Origin of the sequence: Pseudomonas sp. MWU12-3103b (genome assembly GCF_023100615.1) — a bacterium.
Classification (GTDB): domain Bacteria; phylum Pseudomonadota; class Gammaproteobacteria; order Pseudomonadales; family Pseudomonadaceae; genus Aquipseudomonas; species Aquipseudomonas putida_A.
The window spans coordinates 228281-246498 of sequence record NZ_JALMEY010000008.1 but is presented as its reverse complement, the minus strand read 5'-3'; the positions used below and the strand labels follow the sequence as shown (position 1 = coordinate 246498).

Sequence of the window (18218 nt, the reverse complement as noted above, 5' to 3'; positions counted from 1 at the left end):
GTCAGATCCCCAACTGCTGACGCTGGCGCTTCAAGTGCTCCGGCATCTCTTTGTAGACGTCTTCGAACATGGTTGCGGCGCTTGGAATCTGCCCGCCGGCGAGGGTGCCGTACTGTTCGGCCTGTTTCTGCGCGGCAATCACTTCGGCTTCGAGCTCGGCGCTGACGGCGGCGTGCTCTTCTTCCGACCAGTGGCCGATCTTGATCAGGTGCTGTTTCAGGCGGGCAATCGGGTCGCCCAGCGGGAAGTGGCTCCAGTCATCGGCAGGACGGTATTTCGACGGATCGTCGGAGGTCGAGTGCGGGCCGGCGCGGTAGGTGACCCATTCGATCATGGTCGGGCCGAGGTTGCGCCGGGCGCGTTCGGCAGCCCAGGCGGAAGCGGCGTAGACCGCGTAGAAGTCGTTGCCATCGACCCGCAGCGAGGCGATGCCGCAACCAACGCCGCGTCCGGCGAAAGTGGTGGCTTCACCCCCGGCGATGGCCTGGAAGGTCGAGATCGCCCACTGGTTGTTGACCACGTTGAGGATCACCGGCGCGCGGTAAACGTGAGCGAAGGTGAGGGCGGTGTGGAAGTCCGATTCGGCGGTGGCGCCGTCACCGATCCAGGCCGAGGCGATTTTCGTGTCGCCCTTGATCGCCGAGGCCATGCCCCAGCCGACGGCCTGAATGAATTGAGTCGCGAGGTTGCCGGAGATGGTGAAGAAACCGGCGTCCTTGACCGAGTACATGATCGGCAACTGCCGGCCCTTGAGTGGATCGCGCTCGTTGGACAGCAGTTGGCAGATCAGGTCAACCAGTGGCACTTCGCGGGCCATCAGAATGCTTTGCTGGCGGTAGGTCGGGAAGCACATGTCGTCGATGTTCAAGGCCAGGGCCTGGGCGCTGCCGATGGCTTCTTCGCCAAGGCTCTGCATGTAGAACGACATTTTTTTCTGGCGCTGGGCGACCACCATGCGGTTGTCGTAGATCCGCGTCTTGAGCATGGCGCGCATGCCCTTGCGCAGGATCTCGACCGGCACATTTTCAGCCCAGGGGCCGAGGGCGTTGCCCTGGTCGTCGAGCACACGAATCAGCCCACGCGCCAGGTCGGCGGTGTCGGCGGGTTCTACGTCAATGGAGGGTTTGCGCACCGTGCCGGCATCGGTCAGATGCAGGTAGGAGAAGTCGGTTTTGCAGCCTGGGCGGCCCGAGGGTTCAGGGACGTGCAGACGCAGCGGTTCATACGCTTGGGTCATGGCTTCTACGCTCGATCTTGTGAATTTCTTGTAGTGAGCTGGCAATCATTCTTGGGTGAAAGAAATCTTGTCCTACAACAATCATAGGCCCGGGCAAGAAGAATATTTCTCTCTGTTTCGTTGCGCTGGAGACGATTTGCAGATAGAAATTCTGCATAAACATAAAAAACAGGTGGTTTTGTCTCATGCGCAAACTGGACCGTACCGACATCGGCATTCTCAACAGCCTTCAGGAGAATGCGCGCATCACCAACGCCGACCTCGCACGCTCGGTGAACCTGTCGCCGACGCCGTGCTTCAACCGGGTCAAGGCGATGGAGGAGTTAGGGCTGATTCGCGAGCAGGTGACGCTGCTGGATGCCGATCTGCTGGGCCTGCATGTGAACGTGTTCATTCACGTCAGCCTGGAGAAACAGGTCGAGGAGGCGTTGCAGCATTTCGAAGAGGCGATCTCCGACCGCCCCGAGGTGATGGAGTGCTACCTGATGGCCGGCGACCCGGACTATCTGATCCGGGTGCTGGTGCCGACGATTCAGGCGCTGGAGCGGTTCATGATGGACTTTCTGACCAAGGTGCCGGGGGTGGCGAACATTCGGTCGAGTTTTGCCTTGAAGCAGGTGCGCTACAAGACGGCGCTGCCGTTGCCGGCCAATGGTTTGACGCTGGGCACTTAAAGCTTGTTGATCGGCACCTTCAGATACACGACACCATTGTCTTCGGCCGCCGGAAAATTCCCCGCCCGCACATTCACCTGAATCGCCGGCAGCAACAGCGTCGGCATGCCCAACCCGGCATCGCGCTTGGTACGCATCTCGACAAACGCCGCTTCATCAATCCCGTCATGCACATGAATATTGCTCTTGCGCTGTTCACCGACGGTGGTCTGGCACTGCGCGGCGCGGCCTTCCGGCGGGTAGTCGTGGCAGACGTAGAGTTTGACGCTGGCGGGGAAGGCCAGCAGTTTGTGGATCGAGTTGAACAGTTGATGGGCGTTGCCGCCGGGGAAGTCGCAGCGGGCGGTGCCGACATCGGGCATGAACAGCGTGTCGCCGACCAGAATCTGTTCGCCGTCGATCAGGTAGGCCATGTCTGCCGGAGTGTGGCCGGGAACGTGCAGGGCGGTGGCCTTGAGGTTGCCGATCTTGAACGACTCGTTCGGCGCGAACAGGTGATCGAACTGCGAGCCGTCAACGCAGAATTCCGGTTCCAGGTTGAACAGCGCCTTGAACACGTTCTGCACCTTGCTGATGGACTGGCCGATCGCAATCTTGCCGCCCAGTTCGCGGCGCAGGTACGGCGCAGCGGACAGGTGGTCGGCGTGAGCGTGGGTTTCCAGTAGCCATTGCACCTGCAAGTGGTGTTCACGGACGAAGGCGATGATCTTGTCGGCCTGCACAGTGCAGGTGCGACCGGCGGCGCCGTCGTAATCGAGTACCGGATCGACGATTGCACACTGCCCGCCATCGGCTTCATAGACCACGTAGCTGTAGGTCGAGGAGGCGGGGTCGAGGAAAGCTTCAATCTGCGCGGGCATGGACACCAACCTGAATCAGGGAAATGGGTTGCAACACTTTATCTAAAAACATAATGTTCGCAGCTTAAGTGACGTTGAAGGCATCGTGCAAATGCAATCCAGTCTGACCGAATGTGAAGTCGCCCAGTTGCGGGCGTCCGCCTCCAAGGCCTGCGCGCTGCTCAAGGCGCTGGCCAATGAGGATCGCCTGTTGATCCTGTGCCAGCTGACCCAGGGCGAGCGCAACGTCGGCGAGCTGGAAAAAATGACCGGCGTGCGCCAGCCGACGCTGTCCCAGCAGCTGGGCATCCTGCGCGATGAAGGGCTGGTGGCGACTCGTCGTGAAGGAAAATACATCTTTTACGGTCTGGCCAGTCCTGAAGTGATTCAGGTGATGAAGACCCTGTCCGGGTTGTATTGCGGAGCGGTGCTCAAGAGCTGGGGTCACCCATAAATGTCAGCCAACACCTCCATCCCCTGTGGGAGCGGGCTTGCTCGCGAAGGCGTCGTATCAGTCGACATTAATGTTGAATGATCTACCGTTTTCGCGAGCAAGCCCGCTCCCACATTGGTTTTATGTGAAGGCCAAGAAATCCTTGCATGCAGCAATAAGGAACAAGCAATGAACGATCAACACTGGGGCCCATCCATCAGTGCCGATATCGTGGTCATCGGCGGCGGCACCGCCGGCATCGGCTTCGTCGCCAGTCTGCTCAAGCGTGATCCCACTCTAAAAGTCACCGTGATCGAGCCAAGCGCCCAGCACTACTACCAACCGGCGTGGACGCTGGTCGGCGGTGGCGCCTACGACGTCAAGGACACCGTGCGGCCGACGAGCAAAGTGATGCCGCGTCAGGCCACCTGGATTCAGGCGGCGGTGACCGGTATCGATCCCGATCTGCGCCAGTTGACCCTCAACGATCAGCGCACCGTCACTTACCAGAACCTGATCGTCTGCCCCGGCCTGCGGCTGGCCTGGGAGAAGATCGAAGGCCTGCAGGAAAGCCTCGGCCAGCATGGCGTGACCTCCAACTACAGCTATCAGCACTCGCAGTACACCTGGGATCAGGTGCAGAAACTGCGCGGCGGCAAGGCGTTGTTCACCCAGCCGGCGATGCCGATCAAATGCGCCGGCGCGCCGCAGAAGGCGTTGTACCTGTCGTGCGATCACTGGCGTAAAACCGGCGTCCTGAACAAGGTCGAGGTTGAATTCAACCTGGCCGGCGCCGCGTTGTTCGGTGTCGCGACCTTCGTCCCACCGCTGATGAAGTACATCGAAAAGTACAACGCGCAACTGGCCTTCAACTCCAACCTGGTCAAGGTCGACGGCCCGGCGAAAACCGCGTGGTTCGAGATCAAGGACGCCGACGGCAACCTCACCACACAGGCGAAAACCTTCGATCTGCTGCACGTGGTGCCGCCGCAAGTCTCGCCGGATTTCATCGCCCAGAGCCCGCTGGCCGACGCTGCCGGCTGGTGCGAAGTCAATCCGCATAGCCTGCAACATCCGCGTTACCCCGAGGTGTTCGGCCTCGGTGATATCTGCGGCACCAGCAATGCGAAAACCGCTGCCGCCGTGCGCAAGCAGGTCGTCGTAGTCGCCGAAAACCTCTTGGCCCTGCGCAAGCAACAACCGCTGCCACTGAAGTACGACGGCTACGGTTCGTGCCCGCTGACGGTGGAGAAGGGCAAGGTGATCCTCGCCGAGTTCGGTTACGGCGGGAAGTTGCTGCCGACCTTCGTCCTCGATGCGACCGTGCCGCGCCGCTCGGCGTGGTTCCTCAAGGCGACGCTGCTGCCGTGGTTCTACTGGAACGGCATGCTCAAGGGCCGCGAGTGGCTGACCGGTTTGTCCAAAGTCGACTGAGAACTCCCTATGTTGCTGGCAAGTCTGTTTGGCGTGTTGATGGGGCTGATTCTCGGGCTGACCGGGGCGGGCGGCGGGATTCTCGCGGTGCCGGCGCTGGTGCTTGGCCTCGGCTGGAGCATGACCCAGGCCGCGCCCGTGGCGTTGTTCGCCGTCGGCAGTGCGGCGGCAGTTGGCGCGATCGACGGTTTGCGCCATGGGCTGGTGCGCTATCGCGCGGCGCTGCTGATTGCCGCGCTCGGTGCGGTGTTTTCGCCGCTGGGCATCTATTTCGCGCACCAGTTGCCGGAGAAGATCCTGATGATCCTCTTCAGCCTGCTGATGGTCATGGTGGCCTGGCGCATGCTGCGCCGCGAGCGTGCGCAAACGGGGCCGAGCGACCACGGCCACGCCAGTTGGGGGCAGAAAAACTGCATGCTCAATGAGCAGACCGGGCGTTTCGACTGGACCGCCAAATGCACCGCGACCCTCGCGGCGCTGGGTGCGGTGACCGGTGTGGTTTCGGGCTTGCTCGGCGTTGGCGGTGGCTTCCTGATCGTGCCGGCGTTCAAGCAACTGACCGATGTGCAGATGCGCGGGATTGTCGCGACGTCGCTGATGGTGATCAGCCTGATTTCGGCGATTGGCGTGATCGGCTCGTTTCACGCGGGCGTGCGGATTGATGCTCAGGGCGCGGCGTTTATCGTGGCCAGCATCGTCGGCATGATCATCGGCCGCAAACTGTGCGCGCGGGTGCCAGCGCGGACGTTGCAGGTGGGGTTTGCCAGCGTGTGTCTGGTGGTGGCGGGGTATATGTTGTTGCGTGCCTGAATGTTGGCAGATCAAAAGATCGCAGCCTTCGGCAGCTCCTACAGGAATCGCATTCCCATGTAGGAGCTGTGGAGTGAAACGAGGCTGCGATCTTTCAGGCTGTTACAACACCAGATGCGGTAGCCACAGGGAAATGCCGGGGATGTAAGTGACCAGCATCAACACCAGAAACAGCACCGCATAAAACGGCAGCAGCGCCTTCACGGTGCTCTCGATACTGACCTTGCCCACCGCCGAACCGACAAACAGCACCGCGCCCACCGGCGGTGTTATCAGCCCGATCCCGAGGTTGACCAGCATGATCATGCCGAACTGCACTGGATCGACACCGATGCCGAGAATCACCGGCATCAGGATCGGCGTCAGGATCAGGATCAGCGGCGCCATGTCCATCACCGTGCCGAGCAACAGCAGCATGACGTTGATGCACATCAGGATCACGTAACGGTTGTCCGACAGGGTCAGAAACAGCGTGGTGATTTTCGCCGGAATCTGCATCAGGGTCATGATGTAGCCGAAGCTCGCGGCGAAACCGATCAGGATCATCACGATGGAAATGGTGCGTACCGTGCGGTGCATCAGCTTCGGCAGTTCACGCCACTTGTAGTCACGGTAGATGAACATGGTCACGAAGAACGACCACAACACGGCGATGGCCGCCGATTCCGTGGCGGTGAAGATCCCCGAGAGGATGCCGCCGAGGATGATCACCATCGCCATCATGCCCCAGAGGGCTTCGCCGACGATTTTCAGCGCCTGGCGCATCGGGATCACTTCACCCTTGGGGTAGTTGCGCTTTTTCGCGAAGATCAGGCACAGCACCATCAGGCAGGCGCTCATCATCAAGCCCGGCACGATGCCGGCCATGAACAGCGAGGCAATCGAAACCGTACCACCGGCGGCCAGGGAGTAGAGCACCGAGTTATGGCTGGGTGGCGTGAGCAGGGCTTGCACCGAGCCGCTGACGGTCACTGCGGTGGAGAAATCCCGTGGATAGCCCTTGCGTTCCATTTCCGGAATCAGCACCGAGCCCACCGACGCGGTGTCGGCCACCGAGGAACCGGAGATCGCGCCGAAGAAGGTCGAGGCGACGATGTTGACCAGCGACAGGCCACCGCGCACAAAACCCACCAGCACCCCGGCACACGCCACCAAACGCCGGGACATGCCGCCCTCGGCCATGATCGCGCCGGCCAGGACGAAGAACGGAATGGCCAGCAGCGAGAATTTGTTCACCCCCGACGCGACCTGGATCATCACCGCCTGGAACGGGATGTCGATCCACCACGCACCGATCAGCGCGGCGGCGCCCAGCGCATAGGCGACCGGCATGCCGATCAGGATCAACAGGATAAAACTGCCCAGCAGAATCAGAGCGTCCATTAAGCGCCACCTTCACTTTCTTCAACCAGATCGAACTGCACGACCCGCCGTTTGCTCTGGTCACCGAGCAAGAGTTTTTCCAGGACGAAAACCAGCGTCAGCAAGCCGCCCACGGGAATCGGCAGATAGGTCACGCCAACCCGCAGATCGGGCAGGGCCGCCATGAACTGGTTCCAGGTGGACATGCACAACTTGGCGCCCCAGATGGTCATGAAAATGCAGATCGACGCCATGAGCAGTTGCGAGAATATCGCCGCCGCAGCTCTCAGTTCCGGTGGCATGCGGTCGGTGAGCATGGCCACAGCCATGTGCGCACCGGCGCGGTAACTGGCGGCGGCACCGATGAAGGTGAACACCATCATCAGCAGGATCGCCGTGGGCTCTGGCCAGCTCGAACCGGTGCCCAGCACGTAGCGGGCGAAGACGCCCCAGGGAATCATCAGGGAAATCGCCAGGACGGAAAGGCCGGCGACCCAGATGCACGTCATGTAGATCTTGTCGTTGATACGCAGCAGCAGATTCTTCATCGGGTTCCACCGTAACCGGGCGCGCCTGAGTGATCAGGTGCGCCGGGCCTGGTTAATGAGGACGGAGCGGGAGACGTTACTGAACGGCTTCGATTTTCTTGATCAGGTCGGCGTACTTCGCACCGTACTTTTCCCGCACCGGTGCGGTGGCGTCGTAGAAGGGTTTCTTGTCGACCTGGATGAACTCGACGCCAGCGGCCTTGAGTTTTTCTTCGCTGGCAGCGGACTTCTTGTCCCACAGCACGCGCTCTTCAGCCTGGGCAGCCTTGGCGGCGGTCTTGACCAGCGCCTGTTGATCCGGGGTGAGTTTTTCCCAGGTGATTTTCGACATCACAATCGGCTCTGGCAGGATCAAGTGACCGGTCAGGCTGTAGAACTTGGCGTTCTGGAAGTGGTTGTGTTCGAGCAGGGTCGGCGGGTTGTTTTCCGCGCCGTCGATCACGCCGGTTTGCCAGGCGCTGAAGATTTCCCCGGTGTCCATGGCGATACCGTTACCGCCCATGGCGTTCATCATGTCGATGAACATCGGGTTGCCTTGTACGCGAATCTTCATGCCCTTGAGGTCTTCGAGCTTGCGCACCGGTTTCTTGGTGTAGACGTTGCGCGTGCCGCCGTCCATCCAGGCCAGGGCCACGAGGCCGAATTCGGAGTTGGTGATTTTGTCGAGGATCTCATCGCCCACTGCGCCGTCGATGACGTTACGCATGTGTTGATGGTCGCGGAAGATGAACGGCATGTTGAACACGTTCACATCCGGCACTACCGGGCCGACGATACCCAGGCTGACGCGAGACAGTTGTACCGCGCCGACTTGCATCTGCTCGATGACTTCCTTTTCTGAGCCCAGCACACCCCCGGGAAAGTATTGGAAGGTCAGCTCGCCGTTGGTTTCCCGGGTCAGGGTCTTGCCCATGTTTTCTTCGGCTACCACGGTGGGATAACCGGCGGGATGGATGTCAGCGAATTTGAGTTGCAGGGCCTGGGCGGCGCCAGTGAAGGTGAACATCAGCGGGAGTGCAGCGGCCAGCAAGGTGCGTTTGAAGTTCATGGGGGTGAGTCTCCAGTCTTGTTATTGTTGTGTTCAAGGCGCAGCGGTGCAGCAGAGGCGGGTGTTACAGGGAATCGTCGAACAGCGGTTCTTCCAGGCCTTTGACCCCGGGGTTGAGGGCGAACACGCCGCCGGCCAGGGATTGCGGATCGCGGTCGTCGCCGGCGCGAATCGAGGTCACGAAGAGGGTGTCCAGGCGGCTGCCGCCGAAGGCACACATCGTCGGTTTCTTCACCGGCACTTGCAGCGAGAAATCGAGGCGGCCGTCCGGGGCAAAACGGTGAATCAGTCCGGCGTCGTTGGCGCAGATCCAGTAGCAGCCTTCGGCATCCACGGCAGCGCCATCCGGTCGGCCGGGGAAGTGGTTCATGTCAACAAAGATCCGCCGATTCGACGGTGTGCCGGTCTCGGTGTCGTAATCGAAGGCCCAGATCAATTGCACGTGCGGATGTGAATCGGACAGGTACATCGTCTTGCCGTCAGGGCTGAAGCCGAGGCCGTTCGGCACGATGAACCCGTCGAGCTGCGCTTCGATCACACCAGACTGCCCGGCGCCGTAGCGGTAGAGCCGGCCTTCGGATGCGTTCAGGCCCATGTTCAGCACCATGCTGCCGGCCCAGAAACGGCCCTGGCGGTCGCAGCGACCATCGTTGAGGCGCATGTCACGTCGGCTGTGCTCGACGGCGGCGAGCAATTCGCTGTCGAGGCTGCCATCGCTGTGCGGGTGCAGATGAAAAAAGCCGCTCTCCATGCCGGCAACCCAGCCGCCACCGCTGTGACGGGCGATGCAGGCGAGCATTTGCGGGGTTTTCCAGGCATGCACATGGCCGGTGTCAGCGTTCCAGCGTTGCAGTCCGCCGTTGGCAATATCGACCCAATACAGCGCGCTTTCCTGCGGCACCCAGACCGGGCTTTCGCCCACGGCGTTGCGCGCATCGACGATCAATTCGGCTTGCATACTCATTCCTTTGCGTCGTTGGCAGAGTGTTCAGTCGCCGAAGGGGCCGGCCGCGACGAACGCGCCGCCCTGATAGACCCGCGCCGGGTCATCGGCGGCGGGCATAGGCTGCGCTTCGACTTTTTCGCGGAACACTTCGGAGCTGTCCCTGGCCTCAAAACCGAGGTGACTGGCGAAGCGGTTGTCCCACCAGACCTCCTTGTTGGCGGACATGCCGTAGACCACGGTATGGCCCACGTTTGGCGTGTACAGCGCGCGTTCGAGCAATTGCGTGAGGTCGTCGAAACTCAGCCAGGTGTGCATCATTCGGCGGTTCTGCGGCTCGGGGAACGAGGAGCCGATGCGGATGCTGACGGTCTCGATGCCGTAGCGATCAAAGTAGAAACTGGCCATGTCTTCGCCGTAGGACTTGGACAAGCCGTAGTAGCCGTCGGGGCGGCGGGCGCAGCTGGCGTCGAGCGGCTCGTCCTGTTTGTAGAAGCCGATGACGTGGTTGGAACTGGCGAAGATCACTCGCTTTACACCATGGCGGCGTGCAGCTTCGTAGATGTGAAACACGCCGCAGATGTTGGCGCCGAGGATTTCTTCGAAGGGCCGCTCAACGGAGACACCGCCGAAATGCAGGATCGCGTCGACGCCTTCGACCAGTTGGTGCACCGCCTGTTTGTCGGCAAGGTCGCAGAGGACGATTTCTTCGCGATCATCAATGGCTGGGGCGAGGGCGGCGATGTCCGACAGGCGCAGGACATGGGCATAAGGGCGCATACGTTCGCGCAGGACTTTGCCCAGGCCACCGGCTGCGCCGGTCAGCAGCAGACGGTTGAACGGGGCGCGGGAAATAGAGGTAGACGTCATGGCAATCCCTTACACGTTGTTATTAGGTTTGTTGTAGGTTGTCGTATGACTGCGCTGAAGTATCGGTAGGGTTTCCGGAACTTGTCAACGCGACTTTTGGGGTAAATGACGGAAGGGGCTCATTCACTTTTCAATCACCGCGACGCCTTCGTTGCAATGCAATCCCCCTGTGGGAGCGGGCTTGCTCGCGAAAGCGGTGTGTCATTAAAAGGTAAATTGACTGACCCGACGCATTCGCGAGCAAGCTCGCTCCCACAGGGAAACACGGTGTTGCGACTGGCTTTACAACAACGAAATCGGATAGCTGATAAAGACCCGGTTCTCGTCGAACTCATTGGTGCTGAAGTCCCGGCGGATCGTCGCGTTGCGCCATCTCACGTTGAGGTTTTTCAGCGGCCCGCTCTGCACGGTGTATCCCAGTTCCGACTCGCGACCCCATTCCTTGCCGTCGGTAATCGTCCCGGTATGCACGTTATCGCCGCTGATGTAGCGGTTCATCAGGGTCAGGCCGGGAATGCCGAGGGCGACGAAGTTGTAGTCATGCCGCAACTGCCAGGAGCGCTCTTTGGCGTTGTCATAACTGGCGTTGTAGCTGTCGTTGGCCAGGGTGCCGCCGCTGGTGCCGTTGACCCGCATCCACGCGTCGTCGCCGCTGAGTTTTTGCAGGCCGACATAGAAGGTGTTGCCGCCGTAGCGGGCCGACAGCATGGCGAACGCGGTCTTGTTATCGAGGTCGCCGGCCTGGGCGCTGCCGTCTTCCTTGCCGGTGAAGAAACCGAGGTTGGCGCCCAGCGTCCAGTCGCCCAGCGGCTGGCTGTGGCTGAGGTTGAAATACTGCTGCTGGTAGATGTCGCTGAGTTCGGCGTACCACACGCCGACCAGGGTGCGCTTGTCGTTGAAGGTGTATTCGCCGCCGCCGAAGTTGAAACGGTCGGAGGTGAAGGCGCCGCGGCCGTTCATCGACATGTCTTCCATGCTGGCGTCGTTGCGCGGGCTGTTGCCACGGAACTGCCCACCGTAGAGGGTCAGGCCGTTGATTTCGGTGGAGGTGATCTGGCCACCGCGAAAGGTCTGCGGCAACGAGCGGCCATCGTCCGAGCGCAGGATCGGCAGCACCGGCATCCATTCGCCAACCTTCAATTCGGTCTTCGACACCTTGGCCTTCAGCGCCACGCCGAGGCGACCGAAGTTGTCCGCCGGACGCCCGTCATCGTGAATCGGCAACAGTTGCGTACCGCCGGTGCCCTTGCCGCCATCGAGTTTTTGCGAATACATCCCCAGCACATCGAGACCGAAGCCGACGGTGCCTTGGGTGAAGCCGGATTTGGCATCAAGGATGAAGTTTTGCGTCCACTCTTCAGCCTTGCCCTGCGGGTAGTTCGGGTTGACGAAGTTGCGATTGAAGTAGGCGTTGCGCAGGTTCAGCGTGGCTTTGCTGTCTTCGAGGAAGCCTTCGGCGTCGGCGCTCATGGGCAAAACCAGGGCGAGGCTGCTGCAGCCGATCAAACTCAGGGTGGAACACGGGCGGGGGAAGGAAATACGGGACGTGCGAACGGAATTGCAGACGAGTGTGCTCACTGTGACGCTCCCTGTTGTTTTTATTATTTGTCATACGTCGTCGTACAACATAGTTGCGGATAGTTGCGAGGTTTTCCGCAAAAGTCAACAGGGCTTGTTACGATTGTTTTGCGCGATTTGGCAGCCCTCCAAATACTGCGAAGAGGGCTGTTTTCGGCGGGTTTACCGGTTATAGAGCGCCTCTGTGTTGTCGATCAGCGGGTTTTTCTCGGTCAGGACAATCCGGGCGATCTGGTCCTTGCGCATGAATGTCACTTTCGGATGGGACTGCGCATAGCGGATAAAACGTTCCATCGCCTCGACCATCGCCGGGGTGCCGCCGATGCGGTCGTGCAGACTCACCGACATCATCCGCCGCTTGCTCGCGCCTTCCGCGTACAGGCGATCAAATTCCAGCACCAATTGCTGATAGAACTGCTCGGCGGAGAAATGCCGACCCTCTATCAACACGATGTCGTTGTTGCGCAAGGTATACGGCACCACGGCGAATTTGCGCCCACGGACCATGGTCACGAACGGTTCGTCGCGGCTGACATCATCGATGTGGTAGCTGAAGTTCAGGTCTTGCAGGACCTTCAGCGTGTTTGGACTGCGCCGCAGCCAATTGGCGTTGTAGCCCACCGAGCGCTGGCCGGTAAGTCTCTCGACCGCGTTGACACCGTCGCCGATGAACTGTTTTTCCTGGTCGTAACTCATGTTGTAGGAATCGGCCCAGCGCATGCCGTGGGCTGCCAGTTCGTGGCCGCGCTCGGCAATCGCTTTCGCCAGTTCCGGGTGCTTGAGCGCCGCTTCGCCGACCACATGCGAGGTGACCTTGATCCCGGTGCGATCCCACAGGTCGAGCATCCGCCACAAGCCTTCCTTGTAGCCATAATCAAACCAGGTCTGCGCCGGCAGATCAGGGTAGCCCTTGGGCAATGGGCTGCCGGAAAACGGACTTTCCGCACCCTCGGGCTGGCCGCCGGTTTCGAACTGCATCGACACCGAGATCACCAGTTGCGAGCCGTCCGGCCACGGGCGTTCCTGGGCAAAGGCGAGGGCGGGCAGCAACAGGGCGGCGGCCAAAAGGTTTTTCAGCAGGCGTGGGGAGCGTTGCCAGTGGGGCGTGGTCATAACGGGCACCTTGCAGGTTGAGAAGGGCTGCAAGGGTGGCAGTTGCCCGGCGCGGGAAAAATCCGTTGCGGGCGAGAGGACCTTTAAACAGAATTTACGAATCCACCACGAACCCTCTGGGGGCGGGCGTGCCCGCGATAACGGTCTGCCAGTCAGCCTGTTGCCGAGCCGACTGCCGTCATCGCCGGCAAGCCAGCTCCCACAGGATTGTGGGTTTGCCGCAAGATTTGCGGCAAACTCCCGGCAACACAAGCACAAGGCCTTTCAATGGATCGATACGCCCCGCGCGACTGGCAGCCTCACGAGAAGCCCAGTCTGCCCGGTTCCCCCTCGACGCCGCTGCACTCCAACCCCAAGCGCCTGGCCTATGCGCTGGTCGGGCTGCTGGTGGCGGTGACCGGTGGTTTGGGTAACTCGCTGGTGGTCGCCAACCTGCCTTACCTGCAAGGCGCGCTGGGCGCGACCACGGCGGAGATGGCTTGGCTGCCAGCTGCTTACGTGATGACCAACGTGTCGATGAACCTGCTGCTGGTGAAGTTTCGCCAGCAGTTTGGCCTGCGTGCATTCACCGAAGTGTTTCTGGTGCTGTATGCGCTAGTGACGTTCGGTCATCTGTTCGTCAACGACTTGAGCTCGGCCATCGCGGTGCGGGCGGCGCACGGCATGGTCGGTGCGGCGCTGAGTTCGCTGGGCCTGTATTACATGGTTCAGGCGTTTCCGGCCAAATGGCGGTTGAAGGCGCTGGTGCTGGGTCTCGGTGCCTCGCAACTGGCGCTGCCGCTGGCGCGCCTGTTCTCCGAAGACTTGCTGCAGATTGCCGAATGGCGCGGCTTGTACCTGTTCGAACTGGGCATGGCTTTGCTGTCGCTGGGCTGCGTGCTGCTGCTCAAGTTACCGCCCGGTGACCGCTTCAAAACCTTCGAGCCGCTGGACTTTCTGACCTTCGCCATTCTCGCCAGCGGCGTGGCACTGCTTTGCGCGGTGCTCTCGCTGGGGCGCATCGACTGGTGGCTGGAGGCCAACTGGATCGGCTATGCACTGGCGGCCTCGATTGCCCTGATCCTCGCCGGCCTGGCGATTGAACACAATCGCAGCAACCCGATGCTGATGACCCGCTGGCTCGGCAGCGGCACGATGATCCGTCTGGCGCTGGCGGTGACCCTGATTCGCATGGTCACTTCGGAGCAATCCACCGGCGCCGTCGGTTTCATGCAGAACCTCAACATGGGTTATGAGCAGTTGCACAGCCTCTACGTGGTGATGCTGATCGGCAGCGTCGCCGGGCTGGCGACCAGCGCACTGACCATCGATCCCAAGCACCTGCTGATGCCGCTGATCATCTCGCTGGCGCTGATGGCGACCGGCTCGGTGATGGACAGTTTTTCCAACAACCTGACCCGCCCGCAAAACCTGTATTTCAGCCAGTTTCTGCTGGCCTTCGGCAGCACGTTTTTTCTGGGACCGACCATGGTGTTCGGCACCCGCAACGTGCTGACCAATCCGCGCAATCTGGTGAGTTTTTCGGTGTTGTTCGGGATCTGCAACAACCTTGGCGGCCTGCTTGGCGCGGCGTTGTTGGGCACGTTCCAGATCGTGCGCGAGAAATTCCATTCCAGTCATCTGGTCGAGCACCTGACGCTGTCCGATCCGCTGGTGGCCGCCCGTGTGCAGAGCGGCGGGTCGGCTTACGGTTCCTTGCTGGCCGACCCGAGCCTGCGCAATCTGGCCGGGATTCGCAGTCTGTCCAACGCGGCCACTCGCGAAGCCAACGTGCTGGCCTATAACGATGTATTCATGCTGATCGCCGTGATTGCGGTGTTGACCATGATCTGGCTGTCCATTCGTGCGCTGTGGCTGATGAGCACCACCAAAGCCGTCGACCCCGCGCCTTCCGTACCTCCTAGCGGTGCTTCCAATTCATGACCGAACCGACCACCACAACCACCAATGCCATCGCCGCCACCCCGGAAGGCGTGGCACCGCCGTCCTCGCCGAACACCGAGCCGCGCTCGTTGCGGGTGCGGATCATCTCGTCACTGGGCTTTGCCGCGATTGCCATCGTCGGTGTGCTGATCGTGCTCTACGCCTGGCAGTTGCCGCCGTTCAGCAGTGCGGTCGAAACCACTGAAAACGCCCTGGTGCGTGGCCAGGTGACGATCATCGGCCCGCAGCTCAGCGGTTACGTGTTCGAGGTGCCGGTGCAGGATTTCCAGTACGTGAAGGCCGGCGACCTGCTGGTGCGCCTGGATGACCGGATTTATCAGCAGCGCCTCGACCAGTCGCTGGCGCAACTGGCGGTGCAGAAGGCCGCGCTGGCCAACGTGGTGCAGCAACGCAACAGCGCCGAAGCGACGATCAAACTGCGTCAGGCGGTGGTGGCCGACAGCGAGGCGCAGTTGCGCAAAAGCGAGGCGGATCTGCGGCGTAACAAGGAGCTGGTGAGTGACGGCTCGGTGTCGAAACGCGAGATGGACGTGACGCTCGCGGCCAATGCGCAGAGCATTGCGGCGGTGGCGCAGGCCAAGGCCAATCTGGAAATCGCCCGGCAGGATCTGCAGACGGTGATCGTCAATCGCGGTTCGCTGGAAGCCTCGGTGGCCAGCGCTGAAGCAGCGGTGCAACTGGCGCGGATCGACTTGTCGAATACGCGCATCGTCGCCCCGCGTGACGGCCAGCTCGGACAGATTGGCGTGCGCCTGGGCGCTTACGTCAACTCCGGGGCGCAACTGATGGCGTTGGTGCCGAACCAGAAATGGGTGATCGCCAACATGAAGGAAACCCAGATGAACAATGTGCGCGTCGGGCAGCCGGTGCGCTTCACCGTTGATGCGCTGAACCACCGCAAGTTCACCGGCCATGTGCAGCACATTTCACCCGGTACCGGCTCGGAATTCGCCCTGTTGCAGGCCGACAACGCCACCGGCAACTTCGTGAAAATCGCCCAGCGCGTGCCGGTGCGGATCACCATTGATGAGGGGCAGCAGGAAGAGGAGCGCTTGCGCCCGGGGATGTCGGTGGTGGTCAGCATCGACACCGCAGCGGGCGACACACAACCGCATTGACCTGCGCAGATCAAAAATGTGGGAGCGGGCTTGCTCGCGAAAGCGGTGTGTCAGGCGATATTTTCGTATCTGATACACAGCCTTCGCGAGCAAGCCCGCTCCCACAGTCTGATTGGGTTTATCCAGCAATCATCGGCGGCAGGGTACCGAGCAGGGAGACGGCCGCCACCGCACCCATCCCCAACAACCACTCCAGCACCACACTGCGCTTGAGCGCGCCCATCCGCTGTTCGCAATCATCAATGCGCAAGCGATTGAACAGCGCCAGCGCGAGCATGCCCAGCACCAGCAAGGCCTTGATCAGCAGAATCAAGGCAAACCCTGCAAAGAGCGGCGTCGGCCACCATTGCCCGGTCAGCACGCGCACGTTGATCAACCCGGTGATCAGAAGGCCGCCAACGATCGCATAACCGACACCGCTGAAGCGTTGCAGGATCCGCCCCATCGCTGTGCTCGGCTGACGCAGGATCAACACCAACAGCAACAAGCCGCCCAGCCATGCAGCGACGCAGGTCAGGTGAACGATCTGGTTGAGGATCAGCAGTTGCCCGCTGAGGCCGTCGAGCATCGCGCCGTGACCGACCGGCGCCAGGGTCGCCAAGAGCAGCGCACTCAAGCCCAGGCGCAGCAGCACATTCGAACGCCACGGTGTGAACAGCAGTGCCAGCAACAGCGCGTTGATCAGCAGATGCCAGCGCCAGACCTGGCCGAAAAAGGTGTTGCCGAGCACCACGCCAACAGTGTCCGGATCGAACGCTGCCGCCGCCGAACCGGCCATGCTCGCGGTGATCAACAGTGCCCAGGTGACACCGCTGACCAACGCAATCGCGGTCAGCCCACGCGCCAGTCGCGCCAGATGCCGATCCAATGTCGGCACTGGTGCCTTGAGCAGCAACGGCCGAAACAGCCAGGCGCCGAACAGCATCAACACCGCGCTGAAATGCACAAAACGGCACAGCACCAGCGCTTCACTCATGAATTACTGACCAACCTTGAACTGGTAGGCGCCTTCGCTCTTGTGTGTGTCGACCGACACCGCGTGCCATTCGACTTTGTATTCACCGGCGGCGAGTGGTGCGGCGGGGGTGACGATCAGGGTTTTCTTGTCGCCTTCGGTGGTCAGCGGTTTGATTGCGACCGGGGCGCCGTCGTGGGTCAGGCTGACTTTGGTGAAACTGGCTTCGACGCCTTCAGAAAAGGTCAGGCGCAGATCGGCCGGCGTGGCGACGGTACTGTCGGCGGCCGGGGTGGCACTTTTCAGGTGGGCGTGGGCGAAAACCGAAGATGCGGCGAACAGCGAAGCGAGCAGGGCAGTGGTGGTCAGGACGTTCTTGAACAGCATCGCGGATACCTCTGAGGCAGGACAAAGAAGCGCCAGTTTAGCCATGCGCCGGCCTTCATACGAAGTTTTGTTTGCAGCGGTCGCCCCGAGGCCAGAGCGGATGCTAGTCTTCAACAACGTCGTTGTCAGGGAGCCCTCATGGGCAATCACAAGATCGAGATCCGTCGCAGTAACGTCGAGAAAATCCTGCTCGCGGCGGAAAAAGTCTTCGCCGAAAAAGGCTTCGGCGGCACCGCCATGGCCGACATCGCCGCCGAAGTGCAACTGCCGCGCTCCAATCTGCATTACTACTTTTCCACCAAGAGCGAACTGTACAGCGCGGTGCTGTTCGACCTGCTGGAAGTGTGGAAGCAGGACGCACTGTGCTTCGAGATGTTCGATGACCCACGGGTGGTGCTCAGCAGCTACATCCGCGGCAAGATGAACCACTCGCGCAGCCGGCCGCACGGCTCGAAAGTCTGGGCTAACGAGATCATCCACGGCGCGCCAACGTTAGGCGAGGCGCTGGATGTCAGCCTGTATGACTGGGCGAAAATGAAGGAAGCGAAGATCCGCCAATGGGTTGAGGACAAGCGGATTCTGCCGGTGGAACCGTCGAGCCTGCTGTACATGATCTGGGCTTCGACCCAGCATTACGCCGACTTCGACCATCAGGTGAATATTCTCAACGAGCATCAGCCGCTGTCGGACATGCAGTTCGAACGGGCGGTGCAGACGGTGACCAGTGTGATATTGCGCGGGATCGGGTTGGAGCCCTGAAGCAAAAGCTGACCCTCACCCCAGCCCTCTCCCGGAGGGAGAGGGGGCCGACCGAGGTGTATTTAGAGGTACATCGACCTGAAAGACCGGGTCGATTATGGATTCAGAGCGCAGCTCTAGCAGCTTCGGTTATGGATTCACAGCGGAGTTCTATCTGTTTCGGTGA

The 18218-nt window shown here is 61.0% G+C and carries 18 protein-coding genes; 7 read left to right on the top strand and 11 right to left on the bottom strand.

What is annotated here, in order from left to right:
• Position 1: 1 nt before the first annotated feature.
• Positions 2-1237, bottom strand: coding sequence for a 3-methyl-2-oxobutanoate dehydrogenase (2-methylpropanoyl-transferring) subunit alpha (locus M0808_RS14935; RefSeq protein WP_247841696.1), 1236 nt, complete (start codon positions 1235-1237; stop codon positions 2-4).
• A 185-nt stretch (positions 1238-1422) separates the two neighbouring features.
• Here M0808_RS14935 and bkdR point away from each other — a divergent pair, with 185 nt between their 5' ends.
• Positions 1423-1911, top strand: coding sequence for a Bkd operon transcriptional regulator BkdR (bkdR, locus tag M0808_RS14930; protein WP_007965286.1), 489 nt, complete (start codon positions 1423-1425; stop codon positions 1909-1911).
• Here bkdR and M0808_RS14925 read toward each other — a convergent pair.
• The gene (locus M0808_RS14925) at positions 1908-2771 is read right to left on the bottom strand and encodes an MBL fold metallo-hydrolase (RefSeq protein WP_247841695.1); all 864 of its coding nucleotides are present in this window, start codon (positions 2769-2771) and stop codon (positions 1908-1910) included. The two genes, bkdR and M0808_RS14925, sit on opposite strands and share 4 nt — an antisense overlap.
• Before the next feature lie 91 nt (positions 2772-2862).
• On the opposite strand from M0808_RS14925, the gene M0808_RS14920 reads away from it, so the two are divergent.
• The 3 genes from M0808_RS14920 to M0808_RS14910 all read left to right on the top strand — a co-directional run bounded on the left by M0808_RS14920 (position 2863) and on the right by M0808_RS14910 (position 5427).
• Complete coding sequence (locus M0808_RS14920; RefSeq protein ID WP_003224002.1) at positions 2863-3204, top strand: metalloregulator ArsR/SmtB family transcription factor; 342 nt, start codon at positions 2863-2865, stop codon at positions 3202-3204.
• Between the two features lie 168 nt (positions 3205-3372).
• Complete coding sequence (locus M0808_RS14915; RefSeq protein ID WP_247841694.1) at positions 3373-4617, top strand: FAD/NAD(P)-binding oxidoreductase; 1245 nt, start codon at positions 3373-3375, stop codon at positions 4615-4617.
• A 9-nt stretch (positions 4618-4626) separates the two neighbouring features.
• Positions 4627-5427, top strand: coding sequence for a sulfite exporter TauE/SafE family protein (locus tag M0808_RS14910; RefSeq protein WP_098968223.1), 801 nt, complete (start codon positions 4627-4629; stop codon positions 5425-5427).
• A 102-nt stretch (positions 5428-5529) separates the two neighbouring features.
• Here M0808_RS14910 and M0808_RS14905 read toward each other — a convergent pair whose 3' ends face one another.
• The 7 genes from M0808_RS14905 to M0808_RS14875 form a co-directional block, all read right to left on the bottom strand.
• Entirely contained in the window at positions 5530-6810 is a 1281-nt protein-coding gene (locus M0808_RS14905) for a TRAP transporter large permease (protein ID WP_247841693.1), read from the bottom strand.
• Positions 6810-7337 carry a TRAP transporter small permease gene (locus M0808_RS14900; protein WP_247841692.1) on the bottom strand — a complete coding sequence of 176 codons (528 nt, stop codon included), beginning with the start codon at positions 7335-7337 and terminating at the stop codon, positions 6810-6812. Before M0808_RS14900 ends, M0808_RS14905 begins: the two co-directional genes overlap by 1 nt.
• A gap of 76 nt (positions 7338-7413) precedes the next feature.
• Entirely contained in the window at positions 7414-8385 is a 972-nt protein-coding gene (locus M0808_RS14895) for a TRAP transporter substrate-binding protein (protein WP_247841691.1), read from the bottom strand.
• A gap of 64 nt (positions 8386-8449) precedes the next feature.
• Positions 8450-9343: an SMP-30/gluconolactonase/LRE family protein gene (locus tag M0808_RS14890; RefSeq protein WP_247841690.1), complete on the bottom strand. Its 894-nt coding sequence runs from the start codon at positions 9341-9343 to the stop codon at positions 8450-8452.
• 30 nt (positions 9344-9373) lie between these two features.
• Positions 9374-10198 (bottom strand): NAD(P)-dependent oxidoreductase, encoded by an 825-nt coding sequence (locus tag M0808_RS14885; RefSeq protein WP_247841689.1) that lies wholly within the window; start codon positions 10196-10198, stop codon positions 9374-9376.
• Positions 10199-10480: 282 nt separating this feature from the next.
• Entirely contained in the window at positions 10481-11776 is a 1296-nt protein-coding gene (locus tag M0808_RS14880; protein ID WP_098968228.1) for an OprD family porin, read from the bottom strand.
• 162 nt (positions 11777-11938) lie between these two features.
• Positions 11939-12889 carry a polysaccharide deacetylase family protein gene (locus M0808_RS14875; protein ID WP_223007974.1) on the bottom strand — a complete coding sequence of 317 codons (951 nt, stop codon included), beginning with the start codon at positions 12887-12889 and terminating at the stop codon, positions 11939-11941.
• A gap of 267 nt (positions 12890-13156) precedes the next feature.
• On the opposite strand from M0808_RS14875, the gene M0808_RS14870 reads away from it, so the two are divergent.
• Entirely contained in the window at positions 13157-14812 is a 1656-nt protein-coding gene (locus tag M0808_RS14870; protein WP_097088000.1) for an MFS transporter, read from the top strand.
• Positions 14809-15951: an HlyD family secretion protein gene (locus M0808_RS14865; protein ID WP_027613204.1), complete on the top strand. Its 1143-nt coding sequence runs from the start codon at positions 14809-14811 to the stop codon at positions 15949-15951. The genes M0808_RS14870 and M0808_RS14865 overlap by 4 nt, the downstream gene beginning before the upstream one ends.
• Before the next feature lie 118 nt (positions 15952-16069).
• Here M0808_RS14865 and copD read toward each other — a convergent pair whose 3' ends face one another.
• Together copD and copC are read right to left on the bottom strand one after the other, a co-directional pair.
• Entirely contained in the window at positions 16070-16927 is an 858-nt protein-coding gene (copD, locus tag M0808_RS14860; protein WP_247841688.1) for a copper homeostasis membrane protein CopD, read from the bottom strand.
• Positions 16928-16930: 3 nt separating this feature from the next.
• Positions 16931-17293, bottom strand: coding sequence for a copper homeostasis periplasmic binding protein CopC (gene copC, locus M0808_RS14855; RefSeq protein WP_097087997.1), 363 nt, complete (start codon positions 17291-17293; stop codon positions 16931-16933).
• A 138-nt stretch (positions 17294-17431) separates the two neighbouring features.
• On the opposite strand from copC, the gene M0808_RS14850 reads away from it, so the two are divergent.
• Positions 17432-18052, top strand: coding sequence for a TetR/AcrR family transcriptional regulator (locus tag M0808_RS14850; protein ID WP_247841687.1), 621 nt, complete (start codon positions 17432-17434; stop codon positions 18050-18052).
• Positions 18053-18218: the final 166 nt, after the last annotated feature.

Excerpts from the sequence above, each read along its gene's own strand:
- M0808_RS14890 (WP_247841690.1), bottom strand. The coding sequence starts at position 9,343 with ATGCAAGCCGAATTGATCGTCGATGCGCGCAACGCCGTGGGCGAAAGC.
- M0808_RS14905 (WP_247841693.1), bottom strand. The coding sequence starts at position 6,810 with ATGGACGCTCTGATTCTGCTGGGCAGTTTTATCCTGTTGATCCTGATC.
- M0808_RS14875 (WP_223007974.1), bottom strand. The coding sequence starts at position 12,889 with ATGACCACGCCCCACTGGCAACGCTCCCCACGCCTGCTGAAAAACCTT.
- M0808_RS14885 (WP_247841689.1), bottom strand. The coding sequence starts at position 10,198 with ATGACGTCTACCTCTATTTCCCGCGCCCCGTTCAACCGTCTGCTGCTG.
- copC (WP_097087997.1), bottom strand. The coding sequence starts at position 17,293 with ATGCTGTTCAAGAACGTCCTGACCACCACTGCCCTGCTCGCTTCGCTG.
- M0808_RS14915 (WP_247841694.1), top strand. The coding sequence starts at position 3,373 with ATGAACGATCAACACTGGGGCCCATCCATCAGTGCCGATATCGTGGTC.
- M0808_RS14910 (WP_098968223.1), top strand. The coding sequence starts at position 4,627 with ATGTTGCTGGCAAGTCTGTTTGGCGTGTTGATGGGGCTGATTCTCGGG.
- copD (WP_247841688.1), bottom strand. The coding sequence starts at position 16,927 with ATGAGTGAAGCGCTGGTGCTGTGCCGTTTTGTGCATTTCAGCGCGGTG.
- M0808_RS14935 (WP_247841696.1), bottom strand. The coding sequence starts at position 1,237 with ATGACCCAAGCGTATGAACCGCTGCGTCTGCACGTCCCTGAACCCTCG.
- M0808_RS14900 (WP_247841692.1), bottom strand. The coding sequence starts at position 7,337 with ATGAAGAATCTGCTGCTGCGTATCAACGACAAGATCTACATGACGTGC.
- M0808_RS14920 (WP_003224002.1), top strand. The coding sequence starts at position 2,863 with ATGCAATCCAGTCTGACCGAATGTGAAGTCGCCCAGTTGCGGGCGTCC.
- M0808_RS14865 (WP_027613204.1), top strand. The coding sequence starts at position 14,809 with ATGACCGAACCGACCACCACAACCACCAATGCCATCGCCGCCACCCCG.
- M0808_RS14870 (WP_097088000.1), top strand. The coding sequence starts at position 13,157 with ATGGATCGATACGCCCCGCGCGACTGGCAGCCTCACGAGAAGCCCAGT.
- M0808_RS14925 (WP_247841695.1), bottom strand. The coding sequence starts at position 2,771 with ATGCCCGCGCAGATTGAAGCTTTCCTCGACCCCGCCTCCTCGACCTAC.
- M0808_RS14895 (WP_247841691.1), bottom strand. The coding sequence starts at position 8,385 with ATGAACTTCAAACGCACCTTGCTGGCCGCTGCACTCCCGCTGATGTTC.
- bkdR (WP_007965286.1), top strand. The coding sequence starts at position 1,423 with ATGCGCAAACTGGACCGTACCGACATCGGCATTCTCAACAGCCTTCAG.
- M0808_RS14850 (WP_247841687.1), top strand. The coding sequence starts at position 17,432 with ATGGGCAATCACAAGATCGAGATCCGTCGCAGTAACGTCGAGAAAATC.